Raw genomic sequence first — 17,218 nt, 5'->3', positions numbered from 1 at the left:
CAAGTTACCCGCCCAGTTTACGCGCTGGCGTCTCGCCTGCCGCGACGCGACGGACGCAGGCGTTGCCGCAGGAAGCGCAGCGTGGCCTGTTCGAGCTGGCGCGGATGGCCCGCGCAGACCGGGCTGATCGCGCGGTGCAGGCTGCCGTCCTGCCAGCCTTCGAACACCTGCGGATGGATGTAGGACTTGCGGCACACGGCCGGCGTATTGCCGAGCACCCCGGCCACCTGCTTGACCGCGGTCATCAGCGCGTGGCGGCGGGCGCGCTCGCCGCCGGTCTCCGGCAGCGGCGTACAGGCGAGCACGCCGGCGGCCTGCGCGGTGCCGCCCCAGGTACGGAAATCCTTGGCGCTGAAGTCCTCGCCGCAGACCGCGTGCAGGTACTCGTTGACCATGCCCGAATCGACGCTCTGGCGCGCGCCCTCGTCATCCAGGTACTGGAACAGCCGCTGCCCGGGCAGGTGCTGCACGCGGCGCACGATGCGCGCCAGCCGGCGGTCGTCCAGCTCGACCTCCTGTTCCTGCCCGCTCTTGCCGCGAAAGCAGAAGCGCAGGCGTCCGCGCACCACGCGCACGTGGCGCGAGCGCAGCGTGGTCAGACCGTAGCTGTGGTTGTCGCGCGCATAGGCCTCGTTGCCCACGCGGATCAGCGTCTCGTCCAGCAACCGCACCAGCAGCGCCAGCACCTTCTCGCGCGGCAGCCCGGCGCGCGCCAGGTCCTGGCGGACGCGCCGGCGCAGTTTCGGCAAGGCCGCACCGAAGGCCAGCAGGCGATCGAACTTGCCGTGGTCGCGCTGCGTGCGCCAGTCCGCGTGGTAGCGGTACTGCTTGCGACCGCGCGCGTCGCGCCCGGTGGCCTGCAGGTGGCCATCCGGGCTGGGGCAGATCCACACGTCCCGGTACGCCGGCGGGATCGCCAGCGCGCGGATGCGCGCCAGCTCCGCGCGGTCGGCCAGCGGCTGGCCGTCGGCATCGAGGTAGCTGAAGCCCTTGCCCCGGCGCAGCCGGCGGATGCCCGGTTGCGCATCGCTGACATAGACCAGCCCGGCCGCGCGCGCTTGCGCACGCAGGGCGGGATCGGGGGCGCTCGGAAGGCTGCTCATCGCCTGCGAGTGTGGCGGTGGCCTCGATCAAGGCCGCGTGCAGGCGGCTTTGCACCATGCCTGCTGCCCATCGGCGCCAACGGGCGCATGATGGGCCGGTGGTCCGGGCACGGGAGCGGAACATGGAACACGCATACGACTATCTGATCGTCGGCGGTGGCATGGCCGGCGACGCGGCGGCCAAGGCGATCCGCGCCGCCGACGCGACGGCATTCATCGGCCTGGTCGGCGCGGAAACCTCGCCGCCCTACCAGCGGCCACCCTTGTCCAAGGCGTTGTGGAAGGGCGACACGGCGCTCGATTCGGTCGACCTGGGCACCGCCGCCACCGGCGCCGTGCTGCACCTGGGGCGCCGTGTGACGTCGCTGGACCCGGCCGCCCGCCGCGTGCGCGACGAGCGCGGCGACAGCTACGGCTACCGCCGGCTGCTGCTGGCTACCGGCGCCACGCCACGGCGGTTGCCGTTCGCCGCCGGCGACCGGTTGATCCACTACCGCACCGTCGACGATTACCGCCGGCTGCGCCGCTACGCGGTGGCCGGCGCGCACGTCGCGGTGATCGGCGGCGGCTTCATCGGCAGCGAGCTGGCCGCTTCGCTCGCGGGTGTCGGTTGCAAGGTGAGCATGCTGTTCCCGGGCGAGTCGATCGGCAGCGGGCGCTATCCGCCGACTCTGGCGGCATTCCTGGACGATTACTACCGTGGGCGGGGCGTGGATCTGCTGGCTGGCGTCAAGGTGGTCGACGGCCGCGCCGACGACACCGGCGTCGAGCTGGTGTTGTCCGATGGCCGCCACTTGCGCGTGGACGCGGCGGTGGCCGGGCTCGGCGTGACGCCGGACACCGCGCTGGCCGAGCACGCCGGCCTGGCCGTGGCCGATGGCGTGGTGGTCGACGCGCAGCTGCGCACCAGCGACCCGGATATCTGGGCCGCCGGCGATCTGGCCAACTTCTTCAATCCTTCGCTCGGCCGCCGGCTGCGCGTGGAACACGAGAACGCGGCGGTGGAGATGGGCGCGCACGCCGGCCGCGCGATGGCGGGCGCGGGCGGGGACTACACCACCCTGCCGTACTTCTACTCGGACCTGTTCGACCTTGGCTACGAGGCCGTCGGCCTGCTCGATGCGCGGCTACAGGTGGTCGAGGACTGGAGCGAGCCGCATCGCAAGGGCGTCGTCTACTACCTCGAGGGCGGCCGCGTGCGCGGCGTCCTGCTGTGGAACGTCTGGGACCAGGTGGATGCCGCCCGCGCGCTGATCGCGCAGCCGGGGCCGTTCGACGCGGCGTCGCTGCGCGGGCGCATCCCGCACGATGGCTGAACGGGCGACTTTCCTCCCCCGCCCCGGCCCAGCTGCGTAGGGTGGGCTTCAGCCCACCGCCGGCCCGAGCGGGCCTCCCGGCGGGCGTGTTGGTGGGCTGAAGCCCACCCTACGAGAGCCTCGTCGGGAGGCGGTCATTCCACCCGGCAGAACACCGCCTTGAGGTAGCGGCCTTCGGGCACGTCGGCGCGCACCGGATGGTCGGCGCCGGCACCGGCCACCTGCAGCACCTGGATCTCGCGCCCGGCGTTGAGCGCCACGCGGCGCAGCATCTCCAGGAAATCCGCCTCCGCTACCAGGCCCGTGCACGAGCAGGTCAGCAGCAGGCCGCCGGGTGCGATCACGTCCAGCGCCAGGCGGTTCATCGCGAAGTACTTCTTCAGCGCGTCGAACACCTTGCTGCGGTCGCGGGTGAGCTTGGCCGGATCGAGGATCACCGCGTCGTAGCGCTCGCCACGCGCGGCCGCCTGGCGCAGCCAGTCGAAGATATCGGCCTGCTGGAAGTCGACCTCGAGCCGGTTGGCCGCGGCGTTGGCGCGGGCGATGTCCAGGATGCCGGCATCCATGTCCACACCGGTCGCCTCTCGCGCGCCGGCGGCCATCGCGTGTACCGCGAAACCACCCGCATTGCAGCACAGGTCAAGCACGCGCCGGCCGCGGGCCAGCTCGGCAAAGCGGCGGCGGTTCTCGCGCTGGTCGGCGAAGAAGCCGGTCTTGTGGCCGTAGCCGGGAGCGGCGTGGAAGGCCAGTCCGTGCTCGTGCACTTCGACCGGTGCCGGCGGCTCCGAGCTGCGGCAGTCGAACGATTCCTGCTTCTGCACGTGGCTCTCGGCGAACCAGTACAGCCGCGCGCCGGGGAAGTGCTCGAGCAGCGCGGCGTGGATCGCCTCGCGGAATTTCCACATGCCGGCGGCGAAGTATTCGATCACCAGGATGTCCGCGTAGCGGTCCACCACCAGGCCGGACAGGCCGTCGCCCTCGCTGTGCACCACGCGCCAGGCATCGCTGGTGCGGTCCAGTTGCAGCAGTTCGCGGCGCAGTTGCACGGCGCGCGCGATGCGTGCGGCGATCCACTCGGCGTCGACCGCCTCTTCCGGGTCGTTGCTAAGCAGCCGCAGCGCGATGCGCGCATGGCCGTTCCAGAAGCCGCGGCCGACGAAGCGGTCCTTGCTGTCGACCACCTCGACCACGCTCCCCGGCGGCAGCCGCGATTCGGGCTTGTAGACCTGCGCCGACCACACCCAGGGATGGCCGGGCGCGCGGTCGGATTTGAGACGGATGCGCGGCAGCGCGACGGGGTCATGCGGGGAGGGGACGTTCATCGCGACATGATAGCCGGCGTCGCTACCCCCCTGTAGGAGCGCACTTGTGCGCGACCGCCATGCCCGTCGGCGAGGAGCTGCGGCGTTGCCTCTGACCACGTAGGGTGTACGGCAAGGGGCGGTGGGCTGAAGCCCACCCTACGGGTTCCGGGCTAGCGCAGCTTCAACACCAGCCACGACACCACCGCCAGAAGGTTCACGCCGATGCGCGACACCGACGGCCCGGCTACCGCCAGCATGAAACCCTGCGTGCCGAAGCTCCAGTCCAGCCACGGCCGCGCCAGGTGCAAGGTGGTGTGGACGTTGAGGTACGCACCGGCATGCAGCGCGTAGCTGAAAACCGGCGTGGCGATCAGCGGCAGTTGCAGCAACTGCGCCACGCGCGAGAACGCCACGCCGCGATCGCTGCCCTCGACCAGCCACACGCCGGCGACCAGCACGAAGCCGAAAGCGGCCAGCGCCAGCAGCGCATGCAGGGTGTCGTAGGTCGAGCCCATCGCCAGCACGCGCCGCAGCGCACCGGCGGCGCCGTACAGGCCACCGGCGATTTCGAGGATGCCGATGAGGCGGAAAAGGATGTTGCGCACGGGCGGTACCTGCCTGGAAAGCGCGCAGCATAGCGCGAGCTGGCTGCGCTATTCCGCCGATTCCGGCGCGTCGCGTGGCAACATCGGCGGCAAGGCTGCGGGCGCCCGGCCGACACTAGAAGGCAGCCAGCACCAGCAGTCGGACCCCGGCGAGAATCCTTCCGGACCATCGACCGAACGCACCGTCCACTGGAATTCCGCGGCCGGCCGGCAACCGTCAGGGCGTGTCGGCCAGCTCATGCAGGTCGGCGACATGCTGTTCCCACCAGCGGGGCTCGGCGGCGAACGGGAACGCGGCGGGGAAGGCGGGGTCGGCCCAGCGCTGGGCGATCCAGCCGGCATGGTGGACCTGGCGCATCGCGCGCAGCGCGGGCACCAGGGCGAGTTCGGACGGATCGAAGTCGCACATTGAGGTGTAGCCCTCCAGCAGCGCGTCCATCGCGGCGTCGTCGTGCGCCAGCATCCACAGATCCTGCACCGCCGGCCCCGTGCGCGCGTCGTCGAGGTCGACGAAGTGCGGGCCGGCGTCGGTCCACAGCAGGTTGCCGGGGTGGCAATCACCGTGCAGGCGCAACTGGCGCACGGGGCCAATCGCCTCCATCCGTGCGGCGAGGGCTGCATCGAGTCGCTGCACGCCCGCACGGTAGGCCTCGGCCAGGTGCGGCGGCAGCAGCGCAGAGGCCAGCACCGCCTGCGCCGGACGTGTCATCAGCGTGGCGCGGTCGATCCGCTCGCGATGCGCGAAGGCGCGGCGCGAGCCCACGCCATGCAGGCGGGCGATCAGGCGGCCGAGCCACTGCAACTGCTCGGCCGATTCCAGCGAGGGCGCGCGGCCGCCGCGGCGCGGGTAGAGCGCGTAGCGGTAGCCGCCGTGCTCGAGCAGGGTACGGCCGTCGAACGCCAGCGGCGCCACCACCGGCAGTTCGTCCGCCGCCAGTTCGAGCGCGAAGGCGTGTTCCTCGGCGATCGCCGCATCGCTCCAGCGGTTCGGCCGGTAGAACTTGGCGATCACCGGCACGGCGTCCTCGATGCCGATCTGCCAGACCCGGTTCTCGTAGCTGTTGAGCGCGAGCAGGCGCCCGTCCGGCCACAGGCCGCAGGCACCGGCCGCGTCGAGGACGAGATCGGGGGTGAGGTTGACGTAGGGGGCGGCGGTCATGCTTCAGCTACCTCTCCCCGCAGGGGAGACGGAGCTACACGCGCGTTCACCGCACTACCGCCCGCCGCGGCACCACCGCCATGGTCAATCGCGAAACACACACCAGCGCGCCATCCTCGTTCTCGATGCGGATCTCCCACACCTGCGTCGAGCGCCCCAGGTGCAGCGCCCTGGCGGTGCCGGTGACGATCCCGCTGCGCACGCCGCGCATATGGTTGGCGTTGATGTCCAGCCCCACCGCCACCTCCTGCTCGGGATCGAGCGTGAGCAGCGCCGCGGAGCTGCCCAGTGTCTCGGCCAGCGCCACCGAGGCACCGCCATGGAGCAACCCGAACGGCTGGTGCGTGCGCGCGTCGACCGGCATGGTGCCGGCCAGCCAGTCCTCGCCGATCGCGGTGAAGCGGATGCCGAGCGCCTGCATCAGCGTGTTGTCGCTCCAGCCGTTGATGCGTTCGAGGTCGGGTGCCTGCTTCCAGATCGCCATGGGAAAGACCGCGTGAGGGGAAGCGTGCATTGTCCGTCCACGGTGGTCGCGGCGACAATGCACGGGTGTTCACCATCACCTTGTCCCATTCCGGTCGCACCTTTCCCGCCGCGCCGGGCGAAACCGTGCTCGAGGCGGCGCAGCGCGCCGGCATTGCCTTGCCCTACTCGTGCCGCGCCGGCGTCTGCGGCAGTTGCAAGGCCACCTTGCTGGACGGACGCTGTGGCTACCCGCGCAACCCGCCGGTGGCGCTGAGCGGCAGCGCGGGGTCGGCGCACGCGATCCTGATGTGCCAGGCGGTGCCGGCCAGCGACCTGACCATCGCCGCACGCGAGGTGACCTCGGTGGAGGACATCGCGCGCCGGCGACTCACCGTCGAAGTCGCCACCAAACACCCGCTGGCACCGGGCGTCATCGGCCTGGTGCTCAAGCCGGTACCCGGCGGCAAGCCGCTGACCTGGCTGCCCGGCCAGTACCTGGACGTGCTGCTGGAGGAGGGCAAGCGCCGGCCGTTCTCGATCGCCGGCGGCCCGCGCCCGGACGGCAGCATCGAACTGCACGTGCGCCACGTCGCCGGCGGCGGTTTCACCTCATGGGTGCACGAAGGGCTGGTGCCGGGGGCGCGGCTGCATATCGAGGGGCCGCTGGGCACGTTCGTGCCGCGCGAGGATTCGGAGCGACCGATGATCTTCATGGCCGGCGGCACCGGCTTCGCGCCGGTCAAGGCGATCGTCGAGCACTTCCTGGCGTTGGGCACGCGCCGGCCGATGGCGCTGTACTGGGGCGCGCGCAGCGCGGGCGACCTGTACCTGCGCGGGCTGGCCGAACGCTGGGCACGCGAGGCGCCGCACCTGGTCTTTCGCCCGGTGCTGTCCGACCCCGAACAGGCCGCCGCCGCGGGCCTGCGCGCCGGCCTGGTGCACGAGGCGGTGCTGGAAGACCAGCCGGACCTGTCCGGCCACGAGGTCTACATGAGCGGTCCGCCGGCGATGATCGACGCGGGCCGCCGATTGTTCGCCGACGCCGGCCTGCCCGACGAGCGGCTGTACTTCGATTCGTTCGACTACGCGCCGGATGTGCTGGCGCAGATCCTGGCCGGCCGCGCTGGCATCGGCGGATAGAGCGCCATTTGCCGTTGGCTTACTTGCTGCCCTTGGCGACCGGCAACTGCGCCTGCTGCCACGCCAGCACGCCGCCGCCCAGCGTATAGACCTTGCTGAAGCCGGCCTTGACCAGCCGCTGCGCGGCCTTGTCGGAGCCGCGGCCGTCCTTGTCCATCACCACCACCGGCAGTTCCCGCGCCTTGACCAGGTCCTTGTGCTCGGGGTCGAACTGGCTGGGCAGCACGTGGCGCGCGCCGGGCACGTGCATCTTTTCGAAATCCGCGCGGGCGGACAGGTCCACCAGCAGCGGGTTTTCGCGGTTGATCAGCAGCGTGAGCCCGGACGGCGAGAGTTCCTTGTACTTGCGTAGCAGGCGGCCGAATTCCATCGCCACCAGCGCGACCAGGATGATCACGAACAGCGCCGACAGCGCCATGTGATTGCCCACGAACGTGGGGAGCTTGTGCAGGAAGTCGTTCATTGCTCGATGGGCCCGGCCGGATGCGCAAACCGGCGATTATCCGGTAGCGGCGCGGCAGGCGCAAAGGTGGCCCGTATGGAACCCCTTTCGCCGCCGGCGCGAGGGAACAGACGCTACTCGCGCGTGATATCCGGCAGCCCGCTGGTCAGCCACCAGCGCTTCTTCTCCGGATCGAACCGCCAGGTCTGACGGTCGGTCACCGTACGCTCGGCCTGGGTATTGATGTTGACCAGCCCGATCTGCACCACCTGGCGCACCTGCAGCTCGCCATCGGGCACCGGACCGGCGCCTTCGTCGTAGCCCACCACGCGCACTTGCCGGTAGCGCGCCAGGTCCAGCGGCGTCAGCGGACTGGAATCGCGCACCTTTGGATCGACGAACTGCCGCGCGTTCTGGAAATCGCCCCAGCGCAGCGCGCTGGCGTACGCGTTGAGCGTGGTGACCAGCGACTGGTTGCGCTGGTCGGTGGCGCAGCCGGCGCACAGCATGGCGACGGCAGCGAGCAACGGAAGCAGGTAGCGGCGCATGGCGGATCCCCCTCGAGTACCAGGCTTCATTGTGCCCCAGCGCGCCGCTTGGCGACGAAACGCGCCTCCAGCGTGGCGGCCGGGCGCGCGCCGCTGCCGGGCACGGCGCAACGCACGTCGATGCGCGCCTTGCCGCGCTCGGCCAGCGTGGCGAAGAAAGTGCCGAAGTCGGCCTCTTCGGCCAGCCGCGCCTCGGCGCGGAAATCGCTCCATACCGGTTCGAGGTAGCGTACGCGCGAATCGCCCACGAACACGTCGCAGGCTTCGCCGCGGCGCTGCAATGCCAGTTCCACCAGCGCCCAGCCCGCCAGCGTCATCACGCTGGCCAGGCTGCCGCCGAACGCGCAGCCCTTGTCGTTGACGTTCGGCGCCAGCGGCGCGGCCAACGCGAGGCTGTCCCGCGCGACATGGTCCAGGCGCAGGTCCATGGCGCGGGCGAGCGGGATCCTGTCGCGGATGAAGTGCAGCAGGTCGTCGGCGAGCAGTTGGGGATCGGTCACGGCAAAGGCTTCGGTCGAAAAGCGGCAAGTGTAGCGAGCGGCTTACACTGGCGGCCTGTTTGTTGCGTGGATGGCGCGGTGCCACAGGCTTGTTCCAACGGGCAATTGCACGGCCGGCAAATCGTGATCACCCGGCCTGCCGGCACCGCCGCGACCTTCGCGCGCCAGGTGCGTGCGCGCGGCGGCATGCCGCTGTTGCTGCCGGGCCTGGCGCTGCGGCCGGTCGATGATGCCGACCAGGCCCGTGGGCAGTTGCGTGAGGCGCTGCACGCGGACGAGCTGTTGCTGTTCACCAGCCCGGCCGCGGTGCGCTTCGCCGCCGCATGGGAGCCGTTGCACACGCACGCCACGGTGCTGGCGGTGGGGCAGGGCACCGCCGCCGCATTGCGTCGCCACGGAGTGACCGTGCAGGCGCCCACCCGGCACCAGGACAGCGAAGGCCTGCTCGACCTGCCCGCCCTGCACGACGTGCGCCGGCGCCGCGTGGCGCTGATCGGTGCCCCCGGCGGACGCGGCCTGCTTCAGCAGCGCCTGCGCGACGGCGGCGCACGGCTGCGCGAGGTGTGGGTGTACCGGCGCGCCGCGCCGCGACTGGATCGGCGCCACGTCGACGCCGTGCGGCAATTGCGGCCGGACGCGCGGGTGCTGCTGTCCAGCGCGCAGGCTCTGGCGAATCTGCGCCACGCCTTGCCGCCGCAGGCCTGGTCGCGCCTGTGCGCGGTGGTCGCAGTGGTCAGCAGCGAGCGGCTGGAAGAGGCCGCCCGCGATGCCGGCTTTCACCAAGTGCTTCGTGCCGCCTCGGCGATGCCGGCCGACCTGCTCGCCGCTGCCGCGGGCACCCCCCCGTAGGGAACCTCGAACAACTTCCTTTCGCGCGATGCTTTGTAGGGGCCCACTGGTGGGCGATGCTCTTACGCCTGATCGCACCGCCAAAAGCATCGCCCACCAGTGGGCTCCTACAGTTGCCGGAAGCTTACGGAGCTTTTCGAGGTGCCTTGTATGAGCGCACACCGCTTCACGCCGACCATGCGAAGCCCGCCATGCGGGCTGCTAGCATGGCGCGCATGAGCCAAGACGACCTCGCTTCCGACCGTCCCGCCGCGACGCCGGTTCCGGCCGCGACGCCCGCCCCGCGCCCCGCGCGGGCACCCGCCGCGGCTCCGCGCCGCGGCGGCACGCTTGCGCTGGCCCTGTTGCTGGCCCTGCTTGCGCTCGGCCTGGCCGGTTACGTGGCCTGGCGCCAGTGGCAGCAGGCGCAGGGCAGCGCCAGCGACAATCTCGACCAGCGGGTCGGACAGCTCGAAGGCACCCTCGGTACCCTCGGCGATGAACGCAGCTCGCTACGCCAGCGCCTGGGCGACGCCGAGCAGGTCAACCGCAGCCTGCGCGAGGAAATGCTTGGCCAGTCCGAGCGCCTGCGCAACCTGGAGGACGCGGTCGCCAAGCTCTCGGAAAAGAGCCTCTCCGGCCATGACGCGATGTTGCTGGACGAGACCGGAACGCTGTTGCGCATGGGCCAGCAACGCTACGTGCTGTTCCACGACGCGCAGGGCGCCGCGGCCGCCTACGCGCTGGCCGACCAGGCGCTGGCGGCGGTCAACGACGGCGCCTTCTCCGGCGTGCGCCAGAGCATCGCCGCGGAGCGCGAGGCGCTGGAGCAGGGCCTGCCGCGGACCCGGGCGGTCGATACCCTGCAGCAACTGCGCGGCGCGCTGGAAACGCTCCCGCTCGCGCCGCGGGATACGTCCGGCGGCCAAGTCAACCCGGGTGCCTGGGCGCGGATCGGCCGGGCGCTCGGCAGCGTGGTCAGCGTGCAGCGCGACAACGGCGCGCCGCTGGCGATGGCCGACGCCCGCTTCGCCCGCGAACTGGCCGCGCTGGATTTGGCCCAGGCGCAGGCCGCGCTGTTGGCCGCCGACGTCGACGCCGCGCGTGATGCGGTTGCCCGTGCCCAGGCCAGCCTGGCCGCGCAGTTCGATACCCATGACCCCGCCGTCGCCCATGCGCAGGCGCAACTGGCCAGCCTGGCCAAGACCCTGGCGCCGGCTACCCCGGTGCAACTGGGTGCCGCGCTGGCCGAACTGCGCAACCTGCGTGCGGTGCATGCGCTCAGGGCGGCCGACGCCACGCCGGCCCCCGCCGCCAGCACGGGGCAGCGGCCGTGAAGCCGTGGCGCTGGCTGTTGCTGCTGATCGTGGTCGCGGCGCTGGCTGCGTTCGGCTGGCATTGGGTCGCCGAAGATCCGGGTTATGTCCTGGTGCGCCTGCGTGGCTGGCGGGTGGAAACCACCGTGGTAGCGGCGCTGGTCATCGTGCTGCTGGCCTGGGCCATCCTCACCGGGCTGTGGCGGCTGGCGCGCTGGCCGTTCGGCGCGATGACGCGGCGGCACCGCCGGGTCAGCCGGCAGCGCCTGGGCAGCGGCCTGGTTGCGTTGATGGAAGGCCGCCATGGCGAAGCCGAGCGCGACCTGGAACGTGCCGCGCGGCTGGATGACCTGCGCGGTCCCGCCCTGCTCGCGTCGGCCGAAGCCGCCTCGCGTCGCGGCGAGCCGGCGCGCGCACTCGAAGCCCTCAACCGCGCCGGCCAGGCCGCGCCGCAGGCCGCCCGCGTGGTGCGCGCCCGCGTGCTGCGCCGCGACGGCAAGCCGGCCGAGGCACTGGCGCTGCTGGGCCCGGAAGCCGACAGCGGCAACCTCACCCCCGGCGGCTGGCACGAACTGGCGCTCGCCGCGCTCGCCGCCGGCGAGCCCCGCCGCGCCATGGCCGCACTCGAACCGCTGCACAAGAGCGGCGCGCTCGGCTCCCAGCGCTACGCCGCGCTGGAAACGCAGGTGCTGGTCGCCGCCATCAACGCGGCTACGGAAGGCCCATCGCTCAACGCACTGTGGTCGCAGCTGGGCAAGGGCCAGCGCCGTGCGCCGACGGTGATCGACGCCTACGCCCGCCGCGCGGCGGCTTTCGGCCTGACGCTGCCGGCGATGGACGAACTCGAATCCGCGCTGCGCCGCGAGTGGTCGCCGCAACTGGCCGAAACCTGGGGCGCGCTCGACAGCGACGACCTCGACGCCCGCCTGCGCCGCGCCGAAGGCTGGCTCGACGCCCATCCCAACGACCCCGGCCTGCTGCTTGCACTGGGCCGCATGTGCGTGCGCCAGCAACTGTGGGGCAAGGCACGCACCTATCTGGAACGCTCGCTCGCCATCGCGCCCAGTCCCGGCGCCTGGGAGGCCATGGGCGACGCCTGCGTCGGCCAGGGCGACATCCCCCTCGCCCAGCGCTGCTACCGCAATGCGCTGGCGCTCGCCCGCGGCGAGGCCACCGTCGAGCTGCCGCGCGACAGCCGGCTCTCGCATCCGGATACCCGCTCGCTGGCGGTGGAAGAACGCGACGAGCACGGCATGCCGCGGCTGCGCGGCTAAGGCGTCCGCTCGCCATCCGAAGTCCTCTCCCCGTCGGGGAGAAGGTTCGGGTGAGGGCCGGGGCTCGCGGGAAAGGCGGTCGGACACGTTGGCCCGCGAGCGGGCGACCTCGTCCGGACCACCACGCCAGCCACTCGGCACAGGCGTACCATCGCCCCGTTGAAGACCTGCATCGACGGGGTACTTCGCCATGCCCGAATCCCGGCAGACACCGCTCGACCAGTCGGCGGAAGAACTTTTCGTCACCGTCTACGCACGCCTGAAGGCCATGGCCGCCAAGCAGCTGGCCGGACGTCCCCACGGCACCCTGGACACCACCGAGCTGGTGCATGAGCTGTACCTGCGCATGGGGCAGCGCGAAGGGCTGCAGTTCGAACATCCCGCGCAGTTCTTCAGCTATGCCGCGCGCGCCATGCGCCATCTGTTGATCAACCGGGCGCGCGACCGCCTGCGGTTGTGTGCCGGCGGGCAGTGGCAGCGCGTCACGCTGGACCATCGCGCGCTGAAACTGGCCCTGGACACCGCCGAGCAGGCGCTGGCGCTGGATGCCGCGCTGGACGAGCTCGAGCAGGCCGACCCGCGCGCCGCGCAGGTCGTGGAGCTGCGCTTCTTCGCCGGGCTGAGCCTGGAGCAGGTCGGTGAAACGCTCGGGCTCTGCCGGCGCACGATCGATCGCGACTGGCGTTTCGCGCGCGCCTTCATCAAGGCGCGCATGGACTAGCAGGCAGGGCGATCGAGGCCGTCCGGCTGCAAGGTTTCGCCCCGCGCGCTTCTGCCGCCCGAGGTCGTGGACGGGCACGCTGCGGTCCAGGTCGCAAACCGCGCGCATTCGGGGTTTATCGAAGCGCGGGGCATCGTCGGAGAAGGTCGCCATGGCATCCCTACCGTCCTTGCGCGAGCTGTTCGAGGCAGCGCTCCCGCTGCCGGCCGACGCGCGCGCGAACCTGCTGGCCGAACGCTGCCCGGACCCGCGGCTACGCGCGCAACTGGAACGCATGCTGGTGGCCGACGCCACCGAGGGCGAGTTGCTGTCCACCGGCGATGCGGCGCGGGCGGCGCATGCGATCGGCGACGCCAGCGTGGCCGAGGCGCTGCCCGCCGGCAGCTGCATCGGTCCGTTCGAGCTGATCGAGGTGCTCGGCGAAGGCGGCTCGTCCACGGTGTTCCGCGCATGCCGCGAAAACGACGGCGTGCGCCAGGAGGTGGCGATCAAGCTGCTGGCGCGTGGCCTTTACACGGCCGAGGCCCAGCGGCAGTTCCGCCGCGAGCGCGAGGCGCTGGCGCGGCTGCGCCATCCGGGCATCGCGCGGCTGATCGAGGGCGGCATCGCCGATGGCGGCCTGGCCTACATCGCGCTGGAACTGGTCGACGGCCAGCCGATCACGGACTACGCGCGCGAGCGCGCGCTCGGCCTGCGCCAGCGGCTGGTGCTGTTCCTGATGGTGTGCCGCGCGGTGGAGACGGCCCATCGCGCGCTGATCGTGCACCGCGACCTCAAGCCATCGAACGTGCTGGTCACCGCCGAAGGCGACGTCAAGCTGCTGGATTTCGGCATCGCCAAGCTGCTCGACGAGGACATGACCGGCGCCCCCCGCACCCAGCATCGCGCGCTCACCCCGGCTTACGCCGCGCCGGAGCAGTTCGCCCAGCAGCCGGTCACCACCGCCACCGACGTCTATGCGCTGGGCATCCTGCTGGACGAACTGATCAGTGGTCGCCGCCGTGCCATCGGCGCCACGGCGACCACCACCACGCTGCCCTCGCGCACCGATGCGCGGTCGATCGCCAACGCCTACGGGCTCGCGCCGTCGCCGGCCGCGGTGATGCCGATCCGGCGCAAGCTTCGCGGCGACCTCGACAACATCGTGCGCAAGGCCGCGTGCGCCGAACCGGACCGCCGCTACGCCTCGGCCGGCGCGCTGGCCGAGGACCTCGAGCGGCACCTCGACAATGAACCGGTGCAGGCGCACCCGCCCTCGCGCTGGTACCGCGCCGGCAAGTTCGTGGCGCGGCACCGTGGCGGCGTGGCGATCACCGTGGTGTTCCTGCTGGCCATCCTCGTGTCGCTGTCGGTCGCCCTGTGGCAGGCCAGCGTGGCGCGCCACGAAGCGCAGCGGGCCGAGGCGATCCGCGACTTCGTGGTGAACCTGCTCGGCAACACCGCGCCGGACGTGCCCGCCAGCCAGCGCCCGGACGTGCCGACGCTGGTCTACACCGCCGCCGAAAGCCTGCCGCAGGAACTGCGCGACCAGCCCGAGCTGCACGCCGAGTTGCTCTACACGCTGGGCAACGTGCTGCGCGACATGGGCGACTACGAACGATCCGAGAAGCTGCTGCGTGCCGCCGACGCCAACGCCGCGGATCTGCCGGCAAGCTCGTCCGTGCGCGTGCAGAGCCGCATGGGGCTGGTGCGCACGCTGATCCGTCGCAGCCGCTACGACGAGGCCGCACAGCGCCTCGGGCCGTTGTTGGCGATCCCGGCGCGGCGCCTGCCGGCCGACGCGCCGCACGCCGAACTGCTGAAGATCGCGATGGTGGTGGAGGACGGCCGCGGCCACATGGATCGCGCGGTGGCCTACGGCCGCCAGATGATTGCCGCCTATCGCGCCGACTGCGCCGCCGGCCAGCGCTGTGCCGCACTGGCCTTCGCCACCCACGACCTGGCCAGCGTGCTGCTGGACGCCGACCGTATCGCCGAAGCCGGCGTGCTGGCCAACGAGGCACTGGCGCGCAAGCGGCGCGGGGCCACGCCGATGAGCCTGGCCAACACCATCGAGCTGCAATCGAAGATCGCCCTCTACCGCGGCGAGCTCGATGCCGCCGAGGCGTATGCGCGCAAGGCCCAGGCGCTGGTCGATTCGCTCGGCAACAGCCTGCATCGCAAGCCGCTGGAACCAAGGGTGCAGCGCATCGACGTGTTGCTGGCGCGGGAGGACGCCGGCGCCGCGCTGGCCCAGTCGCTCGCCGTGATCGACACGCAGCGCGCGCGCAACGCATCGCGCTGCTCGATCGCCTGGAGCGAACTGCAACAGGCGCGCGCCCGGCTCCTGCTGCAGCATCCGCAAGCCGCCGCCGCACATGCCGCGCGCGCCCTCGCCGATGGCGCCAGCTGCCACCGCGGCCGTGACGTCTCCCTCGCGTTGGCCGAACTCGCCCACGGCCGCGCGCTGGCCGCCACGGGCGACACCAGGGGCGCGGAGGCGGCCTATGCCCGGGCCGCCGCCTCGAACGCGCGCGTGCACGCCGACGACCCGTTGTCGTGGCCGCTGTACCTGATCGAATCCACGCGCCTGGCCCGCGCCCTCGGACATGGCGGGGCCGCCGCGCGCGATGCACGGCAACTGGTCGCCGCGCTGGATCGCGCCCAGGCGCCGTCCAGCCACCCCTGGCGCCTGGAATCGCAACTCACGCTGGCCGCGGTCGCGGTCGACGACCCGGCGTTCGAAACCGCGCTCGGCCGCATCCGCCATTGGCCTGTCGGCACCCGGCTGGCCCGTTGGCACGCCGGCATGAAGCCGCGCCGGTGACGCTGCGGTACGGCGGCCCCGCTCCTTTTGCCGCCAACCTTGAAAGGCCGCTCGATCCTGCGCCATCGCGGGTTCGGCGCTCCGGGCGGTCGTGCACAGGTGCGCTCCTGCAAGTCATCGGGCCGGTGGGCAATTCAGGAATGCCTGGCCGGCGCCGCCGGCATGTCGCAGTTCCCGGTTACGCGGTGTTCCCCGTCCTGAAGCCCTCCTGGCCAGACCAGGCACGGAGGCGCACCACTACACGGGGCAGCATCATGTTCGATCACCGCACTTTCCGGTTCGCCGCCTGCCGGCGCCTGGCCACCAGGCTGGCCATCCTGCTGCTGGCCGCGGCCGGCACCGCGCAGGCGCAACAGCGCAACCGTCCGCTGACCACCGCCAACGCCTCCGGCTGGCTGCAGACCCGCACGCCCAGCGGACGTATCGACAGCGACAATCCATTCTTCCAGCCGCTCGGCAGCAACGGCCGTTCGTGCAACTCCTGCCATCGCCAGGCGCAAGGCTGGACGATCACCCCGAAAGAGCTGCGCCAGCGCTTCGACCGCACGAACGGCATGGATCCGGTGTTCTCGCCGGTCGACGGCGCCGTCTCGCCGCTGGCCGACGTCTCCAGCGTCGAGGCCCGCCGCAGCGCCTACGCCATGCTGCTCGACCGTGGCCTGGTGCGCATCGGCATGCCGATGCCGGACAACGCGCAGTTCCGCCTGACCGCGGTCGACGATCCCTACGGCTACGCCAGCGCGCGCGAGCTGTCGCTGTTCCGCCGGCCGCTGCCGGCGGCCAACCTGATCTGGCTCACCGCGGTGATGTGGGATGGCCGCGAAACCTTCACCCCGTTCAACCCGCCGATGGACGCCGGCATCGACCTGCAGAACCTGCGCACCAGCCTGGCCGCGCAGGCGCGCCACGCCATCGTCGGCCACGAGCAGGCGTCGAGCGCGCCGGGCGGGGACATCATCGAGCGCATCGTCGAGTTCGAGCTGCACCTGGTGGCCGCGCAGATCGATGACAACGCCGCCGGCCGGCTCAACGAGGACGACGCCATGGGTGGCGCCAACATCCTCGCCCAGCAGCGCTTCTGGATCGGGATCAACGACACCCTGGGCAACGACCCCAGCGGCGATGCGTTCGACGCGAAGACCATGCGCCTGTTCGACAGCTGGGACGATCCCGGCGCGCCGTTCCGCCGCGACCGGCGCGGTCGCGCGCGGGCCGCCATCGCGCGCGGCGAGAAGCTGTTCAACTCGATGCCCATCGACATCCGCGGCGTGCGCGGGCTCAACGACCTCACCGGCCAGCGGGTGATCCGCGGCAGTTGCAGCAGCTGTCACAACGCACCCAACATCGGCAACCACTCGGTCGCCTTGCCGGTCGATATCGGCATCGCCGCCGCCAGCCGCCGCACTCCCGACCTGCCGCTGTACACGCTCACCAACATCGCCACCGGCAAGAGCGTGCAGACCACCGACCCCGGCCTGGCCATGCTCACCGGCAAGTGGGCCGACATCGGCAAGTTCAAGGGCCCGATCCTGCGCGGCCTGGCCGCCCGCGCGCCGTACTTCCACAACGGCTCGGCCGCCAGTCTGCGCGACGTCGTCGATTTCTACGACCACCGCTTCGGGATCCACATGAGCACGCGGCAGAAGCGTGACCTGGTGACCTTCCTCTCCGCGCTGTAAAGGCCCGTCGAA

Annotated in this window: 16 protein-coding genes; 8 read left to right on the top strand and 8 right to left on the bottom strand. The window is 71.6% G+C overall.

Annotation, left to right across the window (positions count from 1 at the left end; translation table 11 throughout):
• Nucleotides 1-17: 17 nt before the first annotated feature.
• Nucleotides 18-1,103, bottom strand: a complete 1,086-nt coding sequence (locus OSC30_RS12120) for a DNA topoisomerase IB (protein ID WP_267172110.1) — start codon at nucleotides 1,101-1,103, stop codon at nucleotides 18-20.
• 122 nt (nucleotides 1,104-1,225) lie between these two features.
• Between OSC30_RS12120 and OSC30_RS12115 the strand changes: the two genes are divergently transcribed.
• The gene (locus OSC30_RS12115) at nucleotides 1,226-2,419 is read left to right on the top strand and encodes an NAD(P)/FAD-dependent oxidoreductase (RefSeq protein ID WP_267172109.1); all 1,194 of its coding nucleotides are present in this window, start codon (nucleotides 1,226-1,228) and stop codon (nucleotides 2,417-2,419) included.
• Between the two features lie 134 nt (nucleotides 2,420-2,553).
• On the opposite strand, the gene OSC30_RS12110 is transcribed toward OSC30_RS12115, so the two are convergent.
• The 4 genes from OSC30_RS12110 to OSC30_RS12095 all read right to left on the bottom strand — a co-directional run bounded on the left by OSC30_RS12110 (nucleotide 2,554) and on the right by OSC30_RS12095 (nucleotide 5,971).
• Nucleotides 2,554-3,741 carry a class I SAM-dependent rRNA methyltransferase gene (locus OSC30_RS12110; RefSeq protein ID WP_267172108.1) on the bottom strand — a complete coding sequence of 396 codons (1,188 nt, stop codon included), beginning with the start codon at nucleotides 3,739-3,741 and terminating at the stop codon, nucleotides 2,554-2,556.
• A 152-nt stretch (nucleotides 3,742-3,893) separates the two neighbouring features.
• The gene (locus OSC30_RS12105) at nucleotides 3,894-4,328 is read right to left on the bottom strand and encodes a hypothetical protein (RefSeq protein WP_267172107.1); all 435 of its coding nucleotides are present in this window, start codon (nucleotides 4,326-4,328) and stop codon (nucleotides 3,894-3,896) included.
• A gap of 217 nt (nucleotides 4,329-4,545) precedes the next feature.
• Nucleotides 4,546-5,487: a serine/threonine protein kinase gene (locus tag OSC30_RS12100; protein WP_267172106.1), complete on the bottom strand. Its 942-nt coding sequence runs from the start codon at nucleotides 5,485-5,487 to the stop codon at nucleotides 4,546-4,548.
• Between the two features lie 46 nt (nucleotides 5,488-5,533).
• Nucleotides 5,534-5,971, bottom strand: a complete 438-nt coding sequence (locus OSC30_RS12095) for a hotdog fold thioesterase (protein WP_267172105.1) — start codon at nucleotides 5,969-5,971, stop codon at nucleotides 5,534-5,536.
• A gap of 29 nt (nucleotides 5,972-6,000) precedes the next feature.
• Here OSC30_RS12095 and OSC30_RS12090 point away from each other — a divergent pair, with 29 nt between their 5' ends.
• Nucleotides 6,001-7,092 (top strand): 2Fe-2S iron-sulfur cluster-binding protein, encoded by a 1,092-nt coding sequence (locus tag OSC30_RS12090; RefSeq protein WP_425474750.1) that lies wholly within the window; start codon nucleotides 6,001-6,003, stop codon nucleotides 7,090-7,092.
• A 19-nt stretch (nucleotides 7,093-7,111) separates the two neighbouring features.
• Here OSC30_RS12090 and OSC30_RS12085 read toward each other — a convergent pair whose 3' ends face one another.
• The 3 genes from OSC30_RS12085 to OSC30_RS12075 form a co-directional block, all read right to left on the bottom strand.
• Nucleotides 7,112-7,555: a rhodanese-like domain-containing protein gene (locus OSC30_RS12085; protein WP_267172104.1), complete on the bottom strand. Its 444-nt coding sequence runs from the start codon at nucleotides 7,553-7,555 to the stop codon at nucleotides 7,112-7,114.
• 113 nt (nucleotides 7,556-7,668) lie between these two features.
• Complete coding sequence (locus OSC30_RS12080) at nucleotides 7,669-8,082, bottom strand: hypothetical protein (protein WP_267172103.1); 414 nt, start codon at nucleotides 8,080-8,082, stop codon at nucleotides 7,669-7,671.
• Between the two features lie 26 nt (nucleotides 8,083-8,108).
• Nucleotides 8,109-8,582 carry a YiiD C-terminal domain-containing protein gene (locus OSC30_RS12075; protein ID WP_267172102.1) on the bottom strand — a complete coding sequence of 158 codons (474 nt, stop codon included), beginning with the start codon at nucleotides 8,580-8,582 and terminating at the stop codon, nucleotides 8,109-8,111.
• A 78-nt stretch (nucleotides 8,583-8,660) separates the two neighbouring features.
• Here OSC30_RS12075 and OSC30_RS12070 point away from each other — a divergent pair, with 78 nt between their 5' ends.
• The 6 genes from OSC30_RS12070 to OSC30_RS12045 all read left to right on the top strand — a co-directional run bounded on the left by OSC30_RS12070 (nucleotide 8,661) and on the right by OSC30_RS12045 (nucleotide 17,206).
• Nucleotides 8,661-9,431 (top strand): uroporphyrinogen-III synthase, encoded by a 771-nt coding sequence (locus tag OSC30_RS12070; protein WP_267172101.1) that lies wholly within the window; start codon nucleotides 8,661-8,663, stop codon nucleotides 9,429-9,431.
• Nucleotides 9,432-9,646: 215 nt separating this feature from the next.
• Nucleotides 9,647-10,747 (top strand): uroporphyrinogen-III C-methyltransferase, encoded by a 1,101-nt coding sequence (locus tag OSC30_RS12065; protein ID WP_267172100.1) that lies wholly within the window; start codon nucleotides 9,647-9,649, stop codon nucleotides 10,745-10,747.
• Nucleotides 10,744-12,000 carry a heme biosynthesis HemY N-terminal domain-containing protein gene (locus OSC30_RS12060; protein WP_267172099.1) on the top strand — a complete coding sequence of 419 codons (1,257 nt, stop codon included), beginning with the start codon at nucleotides 10,744-10,746 and terminating at the stop codon, nucleotides 11,998-12,000. Before OSC30_RS12065 ends, OSC30_RS12060 begins: the two co-directional genes overlap by 4 nt.
• Before the next feature lie 190 nt (nucleotides 12,001-12,190).
• Nucleotides 12,191-12,721 carry an ECF-type sigma factor gene (locus OSC30_RS12055; protein ID WP_267172098.1) on the top strand — a complete coding sequence of 177 codons (531 nt, stop codon included), beginning with the start codon at nucleotides 12,191-12,193 and terminating at the stop codon, nucleotides 12,719-12,721.
• 151 nt (nucleotides 12,722-12,872) lie between these two features.
• Nucleotides 12,873-15,527: a serine/threonine-protein kinase gene (locus OSC30_RS12050; protein ID WP_267172097.1), complete on the top strand. Its 2,655-nt coding sequence runs from the start codon at nucleotides 12,873-12,875 to the stop codon at nucleotides 15,525-15,527.
• Nucleotides 15,528-15,781: 254 nt separating this feature from the next.
• Nucleotides 15,782-17,206 carry a hypothetical protein gene (locus tag OSC30_RS12045; RefSeq protein WP_267172096.1) on the top strand — a complete coding sequence of 475 codons (1,425 nt, stop codon included), beginning with the start codon at nucleotides 15,782-15,784 and terminating at the stop codon, nucleotides 17,204-17,206.
• Nucleotides 17,207-17,218 lie beyond the last annotated feature (12 nt).

It is taken from the genome of Frateuria hangzhouensis (assembly GCF_026410505.1).
In the GTDB taxonomy this organism is placed as follows: domain Bacteria; phylum Pseudomonadota; class Gammaproteobacteria; order Xanthomonadales; family Rhodanobacteraceae; genus Frateuria_A; species Frateuria_A hangzhouensis.
The sequence above is the reverse complement of the archived record's forward strand: the minus strand, read 5'-3'. Positions and strand labels throughout refer to the sequence as shown.